Origin of the sequence: Streptomyces sp. IMTB 2501 (assembly GCF_001953885.1) — a bacterium.
In the GTDB taxonomy this organism is placed as follows: domain Bacteria; phylum Actinomycetota; class Actinomycetes; order Streptomycetales; family Streptomycetaceae; genus Streptomyces.
In genome coordinates, this window is record NZ_MQUS01000003.1 from 83,839 (window position 1) to 99,918 (window position 16,080).

A 16,080-nucleotide genomic window follows, 5' to 3' on the forward strand; every position below is an offset into this window, starting at 1 on the left:
GTCGATGAACGTCAGGCGCAACAGAGGCGTCAGGCGTGGAAATGGCGCTGGAGCCCCTGCCACACGTCGTCGTAGCGCTGCTGGAGGTGCTCGGCGCGGGCCGCGAGCGGAGCGAGCGTCACCGGCCAGCGGGTCTCGAACATGAACGCCAGCCCGTCGTCGATCTTCTGCGGCTTCAGCTCCGCCGTGCTCGCCCTGTCGAAGGTCTCCCGGTCCGGGCCGTGTGCCGACATCATGTTGTGCAGCGAGCCGCCGCCCGGGACGAAGCCCCCTGGACCGGCAGTCTTGGCGTCGTACGCGCCCTCGATCAGGCCCATGTACTCGCTCATCACGTTCCGGTGGAAGTACGGCGGCCGGAACGTGTCCTCGCCCACCAGCCAGCGCGGGGCGAAGACCACGAAGTCGACGCCGGCCAGCCCCGGGGTGTCCGAGGGCGAGGTCAGCACCGTGAAGATCGACGGGTCCGGGTGGTCGTACGAGATGGAGCCGATCACATTGAAACGGCGCAGGTCATAGCTGTACGGCACATGGTTGCCATGCCAGGCGACCACGTCCAGGGGCGAGTGGTCGTACGTCGCCGTCCAGAGGTTGCCGCAGAACTTGTTCACCACCTCCACCGGGCCGGTCACGTCCTCGTACGCCGCGACCGGCGCCCGGAAGTCCCGGGCGTTGGCAAGCCCGTTGGCACCGATCGGGCCGAGATCGGGCAGCTGGAACGGCGCCCCATAGTTCTCGCACACATAGCCCCGGGCGGACTCGTCCAGCAGCAACACACGGAAGCGCACCCCACGTGGGATCAACGCCACGTGGGAGGGCTCCACATGCAGCAGGCCGAACTCGGTGTGCAGCAGCAGTCCGCCGCGCTCCGGCACGATCAGCAGCTCGCCGTCGGCGTCGGAGAAGACGCGCTCCATCGAGGCGTTGGCGTGGTACAGGTGCACGGCCATGCCGGTGCGCTGGGTGGCGTCGCCGTTGCCGCCGAGCGTCCACAGACCGGCCAGGAAGTCGGTGCCGGCCGGCGGCTCGGGCAGCGGGTTCCAGCGCAGCCGGTTGGGGTCGGGCACGGTCTCGCTGAACGGGGCCGTACGGATCGCGCCGTTGTCGGCGCGGGTGAACGCCGGGTGCGCGGCCGACGGGCGGATGCGGTACAGCCAGGAGCGGCGGTTGTGTGCGCGCGGCTCGGTGAACGCCGAACCGCTCAGCTGCTCCGCGTACAGCCCGAGCGGCGCCCGCTGCGGCGAGTTGCGGCCCGCGGGCAGGGCGCCCGGCACCGCCTCGGAGGCGTGTTCATTGCCGAACCCGGTCAGATACGACAGTCCCGCGGCGGTCTTCCGCGCTCCCCCACGCTCGAATTCGCTCGCGCGCGAGGTACCCCCATCGCTCATGATCGCTCCCTTGCGCTCCCGGTGCGCACCTGATGCGCTCCTCATTCCTATGTATCACCGTAGGAATAGCTCGGGGTGTGCGCAAGAGGGACCGGGTACTCCGCCCGGCGGACTGCGCGGGGTGGCCGGAACCAGACCTCAGACGGATTCGCGGGACCGGAGCGTTGTTCTACTCTCCCGGGCATGCCCATGACGCCGTGGACCCGCAGGACGCTCGCCGCGCTCGCGGTGTGCGTCCTGCTGCCGCTCGGCGCGGCGGACTGTGCGACCGGACACGCCCACGGCGGCACGGTCTCGCCCTCGCCGGTCGGCAAGGTGCTGGACGGCACCGACGAGACCGGCCGGCATCTGCGCGAGGTCGGCAAGAGGAACGCGCCCGAGGTCGGGGTCGAGGTGACCCCGCACACCGGCGGCGGCTGGGACGTCCGGCTGACCTTCCGTCACTTCCGCTGCTCGGCACCCGGCGCCACGCCGACGGCGGTGACCGGGCGCGGGCTCGTGCACCTCCTCGTCGACGGCCACCAGGTCACCGGGCTGCGCACCCGCGCATACCACCTGCCCGACCGCCTCGTCCCGCACGGCACCCACCACGTCACCGCGCGCCTGTACGCCGACGACGGCACCGTCTGGGCCGTCCACGGCAGACCCGTGCAGAGCACCGCCGACATAACGGTGTCCGACGTGGGGACGGCGACGGCCGGGCCCCCGACCGGTACGGAGGCCCCGGTCGCCGGGAAATGAGTGCATCCGCCACTCTTCTCCGTACGGGAGGGCGAGGTTCACCGGACCCCGGGGGAGAGGCATCATGAAGTCCGTGCCCCATGCGACATCGCTCCGCCGCGCGCCCGTTCAGCGGCGCAGCGCCGAACGGCTGACCAGGATCCTCGACGCCTGCGCCGAACTCCTCGACGAGGTCGGCTACGACGCCCTGAGTACCCGCGCCGTCGCCCTGCGCGCCGGTGTCCCCATCGGCTCCGTCTACCGGTTCTTCGGCAACAAGCGGCAGATGGCCGACGCCCTCGCCCAGCGCAACCTGGAGCGGTACACCGAGCGCGTCACCGAGCGGCTGAAGGCGGCGCACAAGGGAGACTGGCGGGCGGCGATGGACGCCGTCCTCGACGAGTACCTGGCCATGAAGCGCACCGCGCCCGGCTTCTCCCTGGTCGACTTCGGCAACCAGATACCGGTCGGCGCCCGTCACACCGAGCCCAACACCCGCGTCGCCGACCGGCTCACCAAGCTGCTCTCCGGCTACCTCGACCGCACGCCCGACGACGAGCTGCGCCGGGTCTTCCTGGTCGCCGTGGAGACCGCGGACACCCTCGTCCAGCTGGCCTTCCGGACCGACCCGGACGGGGACGAGGCGATCATCACCGAGACACGGGAGCTGCTGCGGGTGTATCTGGGGCGCGTCCTCGACTGAACGGTCACCCGACCGAATCCGAACAGTCACCCGAAGGACTCCCCTCCATGCATACCGGTCGGTATGCTCGCTCCGAGACCCACGCTCGGCCAGAGCCCTCCGTGCTCGCCCCGGGCCCCGCGCTCGCCCGGCATCGCCGCCGACCCTCCGGGAGGACCCGTGTCCCGCACCGCCCTGCGTATCTGCCCCCTGTGCGAGGCCACCTGCGGGCTGACCCTCACCCTCGAAGGCACCCGTGTCACCGGCGCCCGCGGTGACCGCGAGGACGTCTTCAGCAAGGGCTTCATCTGCCCCAAAGGTGCCTCCTTCGCGGCCGTCGACTCCGACCCCGACCGGCTGCGCACCCCGCTCGTCCGCAGGGACGGCGAACTGCGCGAGGCCACCTGGGCGGAGGCCTTCGACGCAGTCGCCGCCGGTCTGCGCCCGGTCGTGGAGGGCCACGGCCCGGACTCGGTCGGCGTGGTCCTCGGCAACCCCAACGTGCACACCGTGGCCGGCGCCCTCTATCCGCCGGTCCTCCTCGCGGGCCTGCGCACCCGCAGCCTGTTCACCGCCTCCACGGTCGACCAGATGCCCAAGCACGTCTCCAGCGGGCTGCTCTTCGGCGACGCGAACGCCATCCCCGTGCCGGACCTGGACCACACCGACCATCTGCTGCTCATCGGCGCCAACCCCCTGGAGTCCAACGGCAGTCTGTGCACCGCCCCCGACTTCCCCGGCAGGCTCAAGGCGCTCAAGGCCCGCGGCGGACACCTGACCGTGGTCGACCCGCGCCGCACCCGCACCGCGAAGCTCGCCGACCGGCACCTGGCGATCCGCCCCGGCACCGACGCCCTGCTGCTCGCGGCGATGGCACACACCCTCTTCGCGGAGGACCTGGCCGACCTCGCCCACCTCGCCCCGCACGTCCAGGGGCTCGACGAACTCCGGGAAGCGATGGAGGACTTCACCCCCGAAGCCGTGTCCGAGGCCTGTGACCTGGACGCCGACGTCATCCGCACCCTCGCCCGCGAACTCGCCGCCGCCCCCACCGCCGCCGTCTACGCCCGCATCGGCAGCTGCACCGTCCCGCACGGCACCCTCGCCAGCTGGCTGGTGGACGTCCTCAACATCCTCACCGGCAACCTGGACCGGCCCGGCGGCGCCCTCTTCCCGCAGGCCGCCACCGACAGGACGCCCCGCCCGGCGGGCCCCGGGCGTGGCTTCGCGCTGGGCCGCTGGCACTCCCGGGTTCGGCAACTTCCCGAGGCGAAGGGCGAGTTGCCGCTCTCCGCGCTCGCCGAGGAGATCGACACCGCCACCGCCGAGGGCGAGCCGGTCCGCGCGCTGATCGTCGTGGCCGCCAACCCGGTGCTGTCCGCACCCGACGGCGACCGCCTCGACAAGGCCCTGGACTCCCTGGACTTCATGGTCAGCGTCGACCCGTACCTCAACGAGACCTCGCGCCACGCCGATGTCGTACTGCCCCCGCCCCCGCCCTCCCAGAGCCCGCACCACGACTTCGCCTTCAACACCCTCGCCGTGCGCAACCAGGTCCGCTACACCCGCCCCGCCGTCCCGCTGGAGCCCGGCCGGATGGCCGAGAGCGAGATCCTCGCCCGGCTGGTCCTCGCGGCCACCGGCATGCACGGCGCCGACCCGGCCGCCGTGGACGCGATGGTCGTCGACCAGACCCTCGGCAAGGCCGTGCAGGAGAAGCACTCGCCCGTGCACGGCCGCGACCCGCGCGAACTCGCCGCACAGCTCACCGGCGAGACCGGTCCCGAGCGGCGGCTGGACATGATGCTCCGCCTCGGCCCGTACGGCGACGGCTTCGGCGCCCGGCCCGACGGGCTCACCCTGGCCCTGCTGCTCGCCCACCCGCACGGCATCGACCTGGGCCCGCTGCGCCCCCGGCTGCCGCAGCCGCTGAAGACCGTGAGCGGCAAGGCCGAGCTGCTGCCGGAGCCCATCGCCGCCGACCTGCCCCGGCTGCGCCAGGCCCTGCGCGACCGGCCCGAGGGCCTTGTGCTCGTGGGCCGACGCCATCTGCGCTCCAACAACAGCTGGATGCACAACGTGCCCGCCCTCACCGGCGGTTCCAACCGCTGCACCCTGCACATCCACCCCGAGGACGCGGCCCGGCTCGGCGTCCGGGACGGGGCGGAGGTACGGGTGAAGGGCGCCGGGGGAGAGGTGGTGGCGCCCGCCGAGATCACCGACGCCGTGCGGCCCGGTGTGGTGAGCCTGCCGCACGGCTGGGGCCACGACCGGCCCGGCACCCGCCTCGGCCACGCCGCCACGGCCCCCGGCGTCAACGTCAACCAGCTCCTCGACGGCAGCCTGCTCGACCCGCTCTCGGGCAACGCGGTCCTCAACGGCGTCCCCGTCCAGCTCGCCGCAAGCCTGTGACCCGGACTTCCGCGCCTATTGCTCACACGTCAACATCTTGACCGCCTTCGGCTCCGCCACGATCGCCTGCCGGCTGGTCCTCACCCCGCTGCTCCGGCTGCTCGGCCGGCCCGCGCTGCTCACCCTGACCTGCTTCCTGGCCGCGCTCCTGTGCGCGGGCCTCGCGCTGCCGGTGCCGGTGTGGGCGCTGGGCGCGATGCTCACAGCCCTGGGCTTCTGCCTGGGCGTGGGCCAGCCGCTGTCGATGACGACGGTGGTGCAGGCGGCGCCGGCGGAGGCTCGCTCCACGGCGCTGGCGCTGCGGCTGACCGGCAACCGGCTCGGCCAGGTCGCCGCCGCGGCCGCCGCGGGGCTGGTCGCGGGCCTGGCGGGGGTGGCGGCGCCGTTCGTGATGCTGGGGGCGTTGCTGCTGCTGTCGTCGGTGGCGGGCCTGCGCTCGCCGGGGCGGCCCGAGGGGGCCGGACGGGTGGCGGGGAAGCGGGCGCGCCGCTCGGGATTGCGCCGCATGAGCGATCTCTGACGGCGCGCCCGGCGTCGCTGCCGCGGGTCGAGGCCTCCATCGCGCAGAGTTCAGGCGAAAGAGCGATTTGTATGAAAATCGTCTGACTCGGAGGATTGCTCATGGCCACCCCGACACTCCCACGTCCCCTCCGAACCCGAGCGGGCGCCACTGTCGCCCTCACCGCCCTGGCTGCGGTGGGTGCGTCGTGGGTGGCGGCGCCGCAGGCGGCGGCCCAAGGGGAGAACGGCGACATCAGGGTGCACAGCGTGGGCGTGCCCTACGGTGTGACGAGGGACGAGCCGACGGTCTGCAGGTTCTACCTCGACGCCGTCAACTTCGACATCCTGCCCAACATCGCCTACATCATCCAGGCCCAGCCCCCGCTGCCCAGCGCCGCCACCATCACCGGCATCATCCAGCTCGCCGGCGGCGCCGGACACACGGATCCGATCGGCCTGACCGACGGGCAGTACAAGCTCACCTGGGTCGCGGCGGGTGCCGTCAAGGAGAAGCTCTTCCGCGTCAACTGCCACGACGGCCGGCACGACCACGACCACGATCACGATCACGATCACGACCATGACGGGCAGAACGGCCCGGGGCAGATCGAGGACCACGACCATCAGGACCACGGGGACCACCGCGAGGACCACGACCACGACCGGCAGGACGCCCCGGGCTGGGGCAGGAGAGACGATCCCCCGAGGGGCGGGGTGCACGCGGGCGGCGGCGGGCTCATCGACACGGCGGCCGCGTACGCTCCGGTGGCCGCCGCGGGTGCCGTGGGCCTGATCGCGCTCGGCGGCACCGTGTACATCCGGCGAAACCGCCGACGGCCTCATGGCGTCGCGTAGGCGCAGACGCAGGCCCTGGCACCGGACCCGCGCCTACCGCCTCACCAGGACGGCCGTGCTGGTGACCGTCCTGGTGACGGTGGGGCACCGGTGCGGGGGCTGGCACGCCGGGCCCGGCAGGGCGGGGGACCCGGACGCGGCGGCGGCCGCCGGCGGACCGGGCGCGAGCGGGGAGGAATCCTGCGAGGCCCCCACCGGGCCCCCGCCCCCACCGCTGTCCCGGTCCCGGCCGACGTCCTTCCGCGTCCCCTCCCTGGGTATCGACGCCCCGGTCGCGGCCCTCGGGCTCGACCGGCAACGAGAGCTGGAGACCCCGCCCGTCGACAAGCCCAGGCTGGTCGGCTGGTACGAGGGCGGCCCCACACCTGGCGAGCCCGGCACCGCGATCGCCGTCGGCCACCGGGACACCCTGACCGGCCCGGCCGTCTTCGCCGGGCTCGCCCAGGTCAAACCCTGCAAGGTCATCGAGGTCGGGCGCGCCGACGGCCGTACCGCCGTCTACACCGTGGACCGGATGAAGGTCTACGACAAGGCGGGCTTCCCGGACAAGGAGGTCTACGGCCCGGTCCGGCGACCGGAACTGCGCGTGCTGACCTGCGGCGGCCTCTACAGCCGGCGGACGGGCTACACCAGCAACGTGGTGGTCTTCGCCCACCTGTCCGCGACCAAGTGATGGGACGGGCCGCGCCATCCCTTCCCCCGGCCCACCACATTCCGTTAACTTCCGTGACCCACAGGCCCCGTTCGACCCGCCGGGGCCTCAGGCCACGGAGCAGCGGCGCTCCGGACAGCCCCCGGGGGCAGCAGTCATGACACGCGCCATCTCACTGCACGACGTGAGCAAGTCCTACGCACGCGGCCCGCGTGTGGTCGACCGGCTCTCGCTGGACATCGCGCCCGGGGAGTTTCTGGTCCTGCTCGGCCCGTCCGGCTGCGGCAAGTCCACCGTGCTGCGGATGATCGCCGGTCTGGAGGACATCGACGAGGGCGAGCTGCTGCTCGACGGCGAGTACGCCAACGACTGGCAGCCCGCCGAGCGGCAACTCGCCATGGTCTTCCAGAACTTCGCCCTCTATCCGAGCATGACGAGCCGCGACAACATCGGCTTCCCGCTGCGCATCGAGGACCCCGGCGCCGACCCCGCCGCGCGCGTCACCGCCACCGCCCGCATGCTGGGCATCGAGGACCTCCTCGACCGCTTCCCGAGCCAGCTCTCCGGCGGCGAGCGCCAGCGGGTCGCCATGGGCCGGGCCATCGCCCGGCACCCCTCGGCATTCCTGATGGACGAGCCGCTGTCCAACCTCGACGCCAAGCTGCGCAACCGTCTGCGCGCCGAGATATCCCAGCTCACCCGCGAGTTGGGGGTCACCACGGTGTACGTCACCCACGACCAGGCCGAGGCGATGTCCCTCGGCGACCGGGTCGCCGTGCTGCGCGGCGGAGCGCTCCAGCAGGTCGGCACCCCGCGCGAGGTCTACGCCCTGCCCCGCAACGTCTTCGTCGCCGCCTTCATCGGCATCCCGCGCATCAACCTGCTGCGCGGCCTGGTCCTCGCCCCGCTGGACGGCGCCATGACCATCAGCCTGGGCAAACAGGCCCTGCGGCTGCCCGAACCCCTCTGCCTGGACCACCAGTTACTGCGGGTGCAGCAGGGCCGCGAGGTGATCGTGGGGCTGCGCTCGGAGGCGGTGCGCATCGCCAGGCACAGCTCCGCCCGGCCGGGCGAGGTGGCCATCACCGGGCTCGTGGAGCATGTGGAGTTCCAGGGCCACGAGATCCTCGTCCACTTCACCACCGGCTCCTGCCCCGCCGTCGTACCCGAACTGGAGGCCCCGCGTCCGGCGGACCGGCCGCCGCGCCGGCGGCGCAGGGAGGGGCCGACGGTACTGAACCGGCTGCGGGAGCGGGCCGGTGCGTGGCGTGCCGGGCCGGTGGTGGTGCTCGCGCACCCCGGGGACGCCGAACCGGGGCACGTGCCCCCGGAGGGCCGGCTCCCCGGCGACCTGGTGGTCCGCACCACCCCCGACCTCCGGCTGCACCACGGCATGCAGGTCCCGCTCCTCGTCGACCTCGCCCATCTCTTCGTCTTCGACCAGCAGGGCGACCGCATCTGCCCGTCCCCCGACCGGCTGCCCGACCTGGACGAGTGAGCACCGGCCCGCCCGGCGATGATGTCCGGGAACGTCTGCCAAGGTCTGGCGACGTCCGGCAACGTCTGGCGCCGAAAAACTATCGCCGCTAGTTTGTGTCCCGGACGACGCGGACCCCGCCGGGAGGAAGCAGCATGAAGGCACATGACGGCCTGTACATCGACGGCGCCTGGCGCCCCGCCGCGAGCACGGATGTCATCGAGGTCGTGAACCCGGCCGACGAGCATGTCATCGCCCGTGTCCCGGCGGCCGGCGCCCTGGACGTCGACACAGCCGTCCGCGCGGCCCGAGCCGCCCTGCCCGGCTGGGCGGCCACACCGCCCGCCGAGCGCGCGGCGCGCCTGGCCGCCCTCCGCGACGTCCTCGTGGCCCGCAAGGACGAGATCGCCGAGACGGTCACCGAAGAGCTGGGCTCCCCGCTGCAGTTCTCCCAGGCCGTGCACGCGGCCGTGCCTATCGCGGTCGCCGGCTCCTACGCCGAGCTGGCCGCCACCCACCCCTTCGAGGAGAAGGTCGGCAACTCCACCGTCCTGCACGAGCCGGTCGGCGTGGTCGGCGCGATCACCCCCTGGAACTACCCGCTCCACCAGATCGTCGCCAAGGTCGCCCCGGCGCTCGCCGCGGGCTGCACGGTCGTCCTCAAGCCCGCCGAGGACACCCCGCTCACCGCCCAGCTCTTCGCCGAGGCCGTCGACGAGGCGGGCGTACCGGCCGGCGTGTTCAACCTGGTCACCGGCCTCGGCCCGGCAGCCGGCCAGGCCCTCGCCGAGCATCCCGGCGTGGACCTGGTCTCCTTCACCGGCTCCACGGCGGTCGGCAAGCAGATCGGCGCGGTGGCCGGCGCTGCCGTCAAGAGGGTGGCCCTCGAACTCGGCGGCAAGTCCGCCAACGTCATCCTGCCGAGCGCCGACCTCGCCAGGGCGGTCAACGTCGGCGTGGCCAACGTGATGTCCAACTCCGGCCAGACGTGCAGCGCCTGGACCCGCATGCTGGTCCACCGCGACCGCTACGACGAGGCCGTCGAGCTGGCCCGGACGGCGGCCGCCAAGTACGGCGACCGGATCGGCCCGGTGGTCAGCGCCAAGCAGCAGGCCCGGGTGCGCGGCTACATCGAGAAGGGCATCGCCGAGGGCGCCCGCCTCGTCGCCGGTGGCCCCGAATCCCCGCACGAGAAGGGCTACTTCATCAGTCCGACCGTCTTCGCCGACGTGACGCCCGGGATGACCGTCGCCCAGGAGGAGATCTTCGGCCCGGTCCTGACCATCCTGCGTTACGAGGACGAGGAGGACGCCCTGCGCATCGCCAACGGCACGGTGTACGGCCTCGCCGGCGCCGTCTGGGCCGCCGACGAGGCGGAGGCCGTCGCCTTCGCGCGCCGTATGGACACCGGCCAGGTGGACATCAACGGCGGCCGGTTCAACCCCCTCGCCCCCTTCGGCGGCTACAAGCAGTCCGGGGTGGGCCGCGAACTCGGCGCGCACGGACTCACCGAGTACCTCCAGACCAAGTCCCTCCAGTTCTAAGGAAGTACCCGACCCATGGCCGTACGAGCCGCCGTCCTGCCCGCCATCGGCGCCCCCCTGGAGATCACCGGCATCGACCTGCCCGACCCGGGCCCCGGCCAGGTCCGGGTCCGCCTCGCCGCCGCCGGTGTCTGCCACTCCGACCTGTCGCTGTCCGACGGCACCATGCGCGTCCCGGTCCCGGCCGTCCTCGGCCACGAGGGCGCGGGCACCGTCGTGGCAGTCGGGGAGGGCGTCACCCATGTCGCCGTAGGCAGCCCCGTCGTCCTCAACTGGGCCCCGTCCTGCGGCAGTTGCCACGCCTGCACACTCGGCGAGGTCTGGCTGTGCGCCAACGCCCTGACCGGCGCGGCCGACGTCTACGCCCGCACCACCGACGGCACCGGCCTACACCCCGGCCTGAACGTGGCCGCGTTCGCCGAGGAGACGGTCGTGTCGGCGTCCTGTGTGCTCCCGCTCCCCGAGGGCGTACCCCTGGTGGACGCCGCCCTCCTCGGCTGCGCCGTCCTCACCGGCTACGGCGCCGTCCACCACGCGGCGAAGGTCCGCGAGGGCGAGACGGTGGCCGTCTTCGGCGTCGGCGGAGTAGGCCTCGCCACCCTCCAGTCGGCCCGCATCGCGGGCGCGTCCCGGATCATCGCCGTGGACGTGTCGCCGGAGAAGGAAGAGCTGGCACGGACGGCCGGCGCCACCGACTACGTCCTGGCCTCCGACACCACCCCCCGGGAGATCCGCGCCCTCACCGGCAAGCAGGGCGTCGACGTCTCGATCGAGTGCGTGGGCCGCGCGGTGTCGATCCGCGCGGCCTGGGACTCCACCCGCCGGGGCGGCCGTACGACGGTCGTCGGCATCGGCGGCAAGGACCAGGAGGTCACCTTCAACGCCCTGGAGATCTTCCACTGGGGCCGCACCCTGTCCGGCTGCGTCTACGGCAACTCCGACCCGGCCCGCGATCTGCCGGTGCTCGCCGAGCACGTACGGGAGGGCCGCCTGGACCTCTCCGCGCTCGTCACCGAGCGGATCGCCCTCGAAGGCATCCCGGCCGCCTTCGAGAACATGCTCGCCGGCAAGGGCGGCCGCGCGCTGGTGGTGTTCTGAGGCTCACCGGACCTTCTCGGGTCGCGGCTCTTCTCCGGCCGCGACCCGAACCGTACGGCCACCGCGCGTCCGGGACCGCGACACCGCCACACCCGCGAGACACAGCACACCGCCGGCCAGCGTGAACACGCCCGGCACCTCGCCGAGTACCAGCCACGACATCAGCACCACCAGCGCGGGCACGGCGTACGTCGTCGCGCCCATCCGGCTGGCGGTGGTGCGGGCCAGGGCGTAGGCCCAGGTGGTGAAGGCGAGCGCGGTCGGGAAGACGCCGAGGTAGACCATGCCGACGGTGGCCGACACGGGTGCCCGCGCGGCCTGGTGCACCAGTTGCCCGGCGAACGGCAGACACGCCACCGCCCCGACCAGACACCCGAACGTCGTCACCTGCAGTGCGCTCGCCTGCCCCAGGGCCGGCTTCTGCGCCACGACACCGGCGGCGTACGCGACCGCCGCGAGCAGACACAGGACCACGCCGAGAACGGAGGATCCGCCGCCGCCCGACATCGACAGCCCCACGGTCACCGCACCCGCGAACGACACGGCCATGCCCGCCAGCAGCCGCGGCGGCATCGGATCACCGAGCAGCCGGGCGCCGAGCAGGGCGATCAGCAGCGGGCCGACGTTCACGACGAGCGCGGCCGTACCGGCATCCACCTCCTGCTCACCCCAGTTCAGGGCGACCATGTAGAACCCGAACCACAGCACCCCGGACAGCAGGATCCCGCGCCATGCGGCCCGGGGCGGCAGTCCTTCCCGGCGTACGGCCCATATGACGCCCAGCACGAGGGCGCCCGAAGCCAGCCGCCCCAGGGCCAGCGCGCCGGGGGAGTACTCCTGTCCCGCACTCCGGATCGCCACGAAGGCCGACGCCCAGAGGACGACGGTGACGACGGCTGCGCCGGCGGGCAGCAGGCGGTGGCGTGGAACGGTGTTCATCATGCTCCCGAGGCTAGGTATCGGTGGTGGTCCGGGCTGGCGGAAATCGGACGGGGAAGCGCCCCCGAGGGGCCGGTAGCCGCCATCAGCACAGCTCTTCCGGTGAAATGCCGAGCAGGTCCGACAACTCCCGCTCCCCCGAAGGAGTCACCTTCACCGCCCGCTCGGACCCGATCCGCACACACCACCCCGCATCCAGCGCATGCCGGCACAACGCGGCCCCCGCCGCCCCCGCGAGATGAGGCCGCCGCTCGGTCCAGTCCAGGCACGCCCGGGCCAGCGGACGCCGACTGGAGACGTCCAGCGGAATACCCGCCGCCCCGAACCACGCCACCCCCGCATCCGTGAGCGCGAACCCCGTGTCCTGCCGCAGCAGCCCCCGGAGGGTCAGCGCGTCCGTGAGCGCCATTCCGAGGCGCCCCGCGAGATGGTCGTAACAGGTACGCCCCCGGGCCATCGCGGACCTCGCGCTCGACTCCCTCAGCGAACGCGGCCGTACACCCGCCGCGGGCACATGCGCCGCGAGTTCCTCGACCAGCCCCGCCGCACGTGCGTCGGCCAGCCGCACATACCGATGGCGGCCCTGCCGTTCCTCCGTGAGCAGGCCTGCGGCCACCAGCTTGCCCAGATGCTCGCTGAGCGTCGACGCGGCGACCCCAGCGTGCCGGGCCAACTCACCGGCGGTCCAGGCCCGTCCGTCGAGCAGCGCCAGCAGACACGCGGCCCGTGTCTCGTCGGCCAGCAGGGAGGCGAGCGCGGCGAGACCGGCGGCCCGGGAGTCCTTCGCGGTCATGCAGCACAGCATGCGCCACGGACTCTTCGGCCCCCACCGAATTATCGCTGCGCGCTCTCCCGTACCTGCTCGTACTGCTGGGCCAAGCCGTCCAGCAGGGCCGTCAGCCCCGTCTCGAAGGCCCGCTCGTCGATCTTCTCCTGCTGCTCTGCGAGCAGATGGGCCCGGCCGAGGTGGGGATAGTCGGCGGGGTCGTATGCGCTCGCGTCGTCCACGAAGCCGCCGGCGAACGAACCGAGCGCGGAGCCCATGATGAAGTACCGCATCAGCGCGCCGATGGAGGTCGCCTGGGCGGGCGGCCAGCCGGCGTCGACCATCGCGCCGTACACCGCGTCGGCCAGTCGCAGTGCGGCCGGCCGGCGCCCCGGACCCCTGGCCAGCACCGGGACGACGTTCGGGTGGTCGCGCAGTGCGGCCCGGTAGGAGACGGCCCAGTCGTGCAGCGCGGTCCGCCAGTCGCGGCCGTCCTCGAACATCGACAGATCGACCAGCCCGCTCACCGAGTCGGCGACCACCTCCAGGATCTCGTCCTTGGTGCGGAAGTGGTTGTAGAGCGAGGGCCCGCTCACCCCCAGCTCGGCGGCGAGCCGGCGGGTGGACACGGCTGCCAGCCCCTCCCGGTCCACGAGGTCCCGGGCCGTCTCGACGATCCGGTCGGTGCTGAGGAGGGGCTTGCGTGGTCGGGCCATGGCGCACATAGTAGGGCTGCGGACAGAAACTAGCAGTGCTAATTTAAATGTACGGCTTTCAAGATCCGCCGTGTCTGTCGTGTCTGTCGTCTCTGTCGTCTTCTGTGGGGTGATCGCGTGGTGAACCTGGAGCTGAGCGAGGAGCAGGCCGCCGTACGGCAGCTCGCCCGGGACTTCGTGGAGCGCGAGATCGCCCCGCACGTAGTGGAGTGGGACCGGAGCGAGGAGGTCGACCGGGGGATCGTGAAGAAGCTCGGCGAGGTCGGCTTCCTCGGGCTGACCGTCGCCGAGGAGTACGGCGGCTCCGGTGGCGACCATCTCGCGTACTGCCTGGTCACCGAGGAGCTGGGGCGCGGCGACTCCTCCGTCCGCGGCATCGTGTCCGTGTCCCTCGGGCTCGTCGCCAAGACGATCGCCGCCTGGGGTGACGAGGAGCAGAAGCGGCGCTGGCTGCCGGGGCTGACGGCGGGCGAACACGTCGGCTGCTTCGGCCTCACCGAGCCGGGCACCGGCTCCGACGCGGGCAACCTCACCACCCGTGCCGTACGGGACGGCGACGACTACGTCGTCAACGGCACGAAGATGTTCATCACGAACGGGACCTGGGCGGACGTCGTCCTGCTCTTCGCCCGCTCCACCGACGCCCCCGGCCACAAGGGCGTCAGTGCCTTCCTCGTCCCCACCGACATCCCCGGTCTGACCCGCCGCACCATCCACGGCAAGCTCGGCCTGCGCGGCCAGGCCACCGCCGAACTCGTCTTCGAGGACGTGCGGGTGCCCGCGTCGGCGCTGCTGGGGGAGGAGGGCAAGGGCTTCTCGGTGGCCATGTCCGCGCTGGCCAAGGGGCGGATGTCGGTGGCCGCGGGCTGCGTCGGCATAGCCCAGGCCGCGCTGGACGCGGCCGTGCGGTACGCCGGTGAGCGCGAGCAGTTCGGCAAGCCGATCGCCCGGCACCAGCTGGTGCAGGAGCTGATCAGCGACATCGCCGTCGACGTGGACGCGGCCCGGCTGCTCACCTGGCGGGTCGCCGGTCTGATCGACCGCGGGCAGCCGTTCGCCGTCGAGTCCTCCAAGGCCAAGCTGTTCGCCTCCGAGGCCGCCGTCCGAGCCGCCAACAACGCCCTGCAGGTCTTCGGCGGCTACGGATACATCGACGAGTACCCGGCCGGCAAACTCCTGCGCGACGCCCGCGTGATGACCCTCTACGAGGGCACCAGCCAGATCCAGAAACTGCTCATCGGCCGTGCCCTGACCGGGGTTTCGGCGTTCTGAGCACGTGTACGACTGAGTACCTGCCTGAGTACCTCGGCGGATGTGGCGCGGGCCGTGTCCGCCGATGCTCGTCCCCATGAGTGAGACACCCGTCAAGCAGCAGAGCACGGCCGCGTTCCACGGGCAGGCCGTCGCCTCCTTCGCGGTCGCCATGTCCGCCACCGCCATCGGCATCTACCAGCTGGACACCGACGCCTGGGTCCGGGGCTTCCTCGCGATCGCGGTCCTCTATCTCGTCACCTCCGCCTTCACCCTGGCGAAGGTGATCAGGGACCGGCAGGAGGCGGGGCAGATCGTGAGCCGGGTCGACCAGGCACGCCTCGAGAAGCTCCTCGCCGAGCACGACCCCTTCGAGAAGATCTGAGCCGGCGCTCTAAGCGCTCGCTCACCTTCGGCGGTATGGTGGTGCTCCTGTCACGGAGAGGGGCGAGCGAGCGATGAGTACGGCGGAGGAGACGACCGGCGGCGAAGTGGAGCCGTGGGAAGAGGTCACCCCGGACGCGGCGCGGCGGCTGCTCGTCGCCGCCGTGGAGGCCTTCGCCGAGCGCGGCTACCACGCGACGACCACCCGCGACATCGCCGGCCGCGCCGGCATGAGCCCGGCCGCGCTCTACATCCACTACAAGACCAAGGAAGAGCTGCTTCACCGGATCAGCCGCATCGGCCACGACAAGGCGCTCGACATCCTGCGCACCGCGGCGCGGCGCGAGGGCACGGCCAAGGAGCGGCTCGCCGACGCGGTCAGCTCCTTCGTCCGCTGGCACGCGGGGCGGCGCACCACCGCGCGGGTCGTGCAGTACGAACTCGACGCCCTGGGTCCCGAGGCCCGCGCCGAGATCGTCGCGCTGCGCCGCCAGGTCGACGCCGAGGTGCAGGGGATCATCGAGGACGGTGTGGCCTCGGGCGAGTTCGACGTACTGGACGTCAAGGGCACCACGCTCGCCGTGCTGTCGCTGTGCATCGACGTGGCCCGCTGGTTCACTGTGGACGGCCCGCGCACCCCCGAGGAGGTCGGCGCGCTCTACGCCGACCTCGTGCTCCGGATGGTCGGGGCGAAGTAA

General features: G+C 72.4%; 15 protein-coding genes and 1 pseudogene. 12 read left to right on the forward strand and 4 right to left on the reverse strand.

All coding sequences use genetic code 11. The features are described 5' to 3' along the window. Window positions 1-29: 29 nt before the first annotated feature. Entirely contained in the window at window positions 30-1,385 is a 1,356-nt protein-coding gene (hmgA, locus tag AV521_RS06810) for a homogentisate 1,2-dioxygenase (RefSeq protein WP_076084959.1), read from the reverse strand. Between the two features lie 183 nt (window positions 1,386-1,568). Here hmgA and AV521_RS06815 point away from each other — a divergent pair, with 183 nt between their 5' ends. The 9 genes and pseudogenes from AV521_RS06815 (at window position 1,569) to AV521_RS06855 (ending at window position 11,326) form a co-directional block, all read left to right on the forward strand. Beyond that, window positions 1,569-2,126, forward strand: a complete 558-nt coding sequence (locus tag AV521_RS06815) for a hypothetical protein (RefSeq protein WP_076084962.1) — start codon at window positions 1,569-1,571, stop codon at window positions 2,124-2,126. Between the two features lie 64 nt (window positions 2,127-2,190). Beyond that, window positions 2,191-2,808, forward strand: coding sequence for a TetR/AcrR family transcriptional regulator (locus tag AV521_RS06820; protein ID WP_076084965.1), 618 nt, complete (start codon window positions 2,191-2,193; stop codon window positions 2,806-2,808). A gap of 159 nt (window positions 2,809-2,967) precedes the next feature. Then, entirely contained in the window at window positions 2,968-5,199 is a 2,232-nt protein-coding gene (locus tag AV521_RS06825) for a molybdopterin oxidoreductase family protein (protein WP_076084967.1), read from the forward strand. A gap of 52 nt (window positions 5,200-5,251) precedes the next feature. Continuing rightward, window positions 5,252-5,719: pseudogene (locus AV521_RS06830) on the forward strand (MFS transporter); the annotation flags it as partial. Window positions 5,720-5,820: 101 nt separating this feature from the next. Continuing rightward, window positions 5,821-6,555: a hypothetical protein gene (locus AV521_RS06835; RefSeq protein ID WP_076084970.1), complete on the forward strand. Its 735-nt coding sequence runs from the start codon at window positions 5,821-5,823 to the stop codon at window positions 6,553-6,555. Continuing rightward, complete coding sequence (locus AV521_RS06840) at window positions 6,542-7,228, forward strand: class F sortase (protein ID WP_076084973.1); 687 nt, start codon at window positions 6,542-6,544, stop codon at window positions 7,226-7,228. Before AV521_RS06835 ends, AV521_RS06840 begins: the two co-directional genes overlap by 14 nt. Window positions 7,229-7,364: 136 nt before the next feature. After that, window positions 7,365-8,705, forward strand: coding sequence for an ABC transporter ATP-binding protein (locus AV521_RS06845; RefSeq protein ID WP_076084976.1), 1,341 nt, complete (start codon window positions 7,365-7,367; stop codon window positions 8,703-8,705). Between the two features lie 134 nt (window positions 8,706-8,839). Beyond that, window positions 8,840-10,228: an aldehyde dehydrogenase family protein gene (locus AV521_RS06850; protein WP_076084979.1), complete on the forward strand. Its 1,389-nt coding sequence runs from the start codon at window positions 8,840-8,842 to the stop codon at window positions 10,226-10,228. A 15-nt stretch (window positions 10,229-10,243) separates the two neighbouring features. Continuing rightward, the gene (locus AV521_RS06855) at window positions 10,244-11,326 is read left to right on the forward strand and encodes a Zn-dependent alcohol dehydrogenase (protein ID WP_076084982.1); all 1,083 of its coding nucleotides are present in this window, start codon (window positions 10,244-10,246) and stop codon (window positions 11,324-11,326) included. A 3-nt stretch (window positions 11,327-11,329) separates the two neighbouring features. Here AV521_RS06855 and AV521_RS06860 read toward each other — a convergent pair whose 3' ends face one another. The 3 genes from AV521_RS06860 to AV521_RS06870 form a co-directional block, all read right to left on the reverse strand. Beyond that, window positions 11,330-12,268 (reverse strand): DMT family transporter, encoded by a 939-nt coding sequence (locus AV521_RS06860; protein ID WP_076084985.1) that lies wholly within the window; start codon window positions 12,266-12,268, stop codon window positions 11,330-11,332. Window positions 12,269-12,350: 82 nt separating this feature from the next. Further along, a complete protein-coding gene (locus tag AV521_RS06865) occupies window positions 12,351-13,058 on the reverse strand; it encodes a helix-turn-helix transcriptional regulator (RefSeq protein ID WP_076085787.1) in 708 nt (235 codons plus the stop codon). Window positions 13,059-13,099: 41 nt separating this feature from the next. Then, window positions 13,100-13,747 (reverse strand): TetR/AcrR family transcriptional regulator, encoded by a 648-nt coding sequence (locus AV521_RS06870; RefSeq protein ID WP_076084988.1) that lies wholly within the window; start codon window positions 13,745-13,747, stop codon window positions 13,100-13,102. Between the two features lie 120 nt (window positions 13,748-13,867). Here AV521_RS06870 and AV521_RS06875 point away from each other — a divergent pair, with 120 nt between their 5' ends. The 3 genes from AV521_RS06875 (at window position 13,868) to AV521_RS06885 (ending at window position 16,080) form a co-directional block, all read left to right on the forward strand. Next, window positions 13,868-15,019: an acyl-CoA dehydrogenase family protein gene (locus AV521_RS06875; RefSeq protein ID WP_076085789.1), complete on the forward strand. Its 1,152-nt coding sequence runs from the start codon at window positions 13,868-13,870 to the stop codon at window positions 15,017-15,019. 76 nt (window positions 15,020-15,095) lie between these two features. After that, window positions 15,096-15,383 carry a YiaA/YiaB family inner membrane protein gene (locus tag AV521_RS06880; RefSeq protein WP_076085791.1) on the forward strand — a complete coding sequence of 96 codons (288 nt, stop codon included), beginning with the start codon at window positions 15,096-15,098 and terminating at the stop codon, window positions 15,381-15,383. Between the two features lie 73 nt (window positions 15,384-15,456). Continuing rightward, window positions 15,457-16,080 (forward strand): TetR/AcrR family transcriptional regulator, encoded by a 624-nt coding sequence (locus AV521_RS06885; protein WP_076084991.1) that lies wholly within the window; start codon window positions 15,457-15,459, stop codon window positions 16,078-16,080.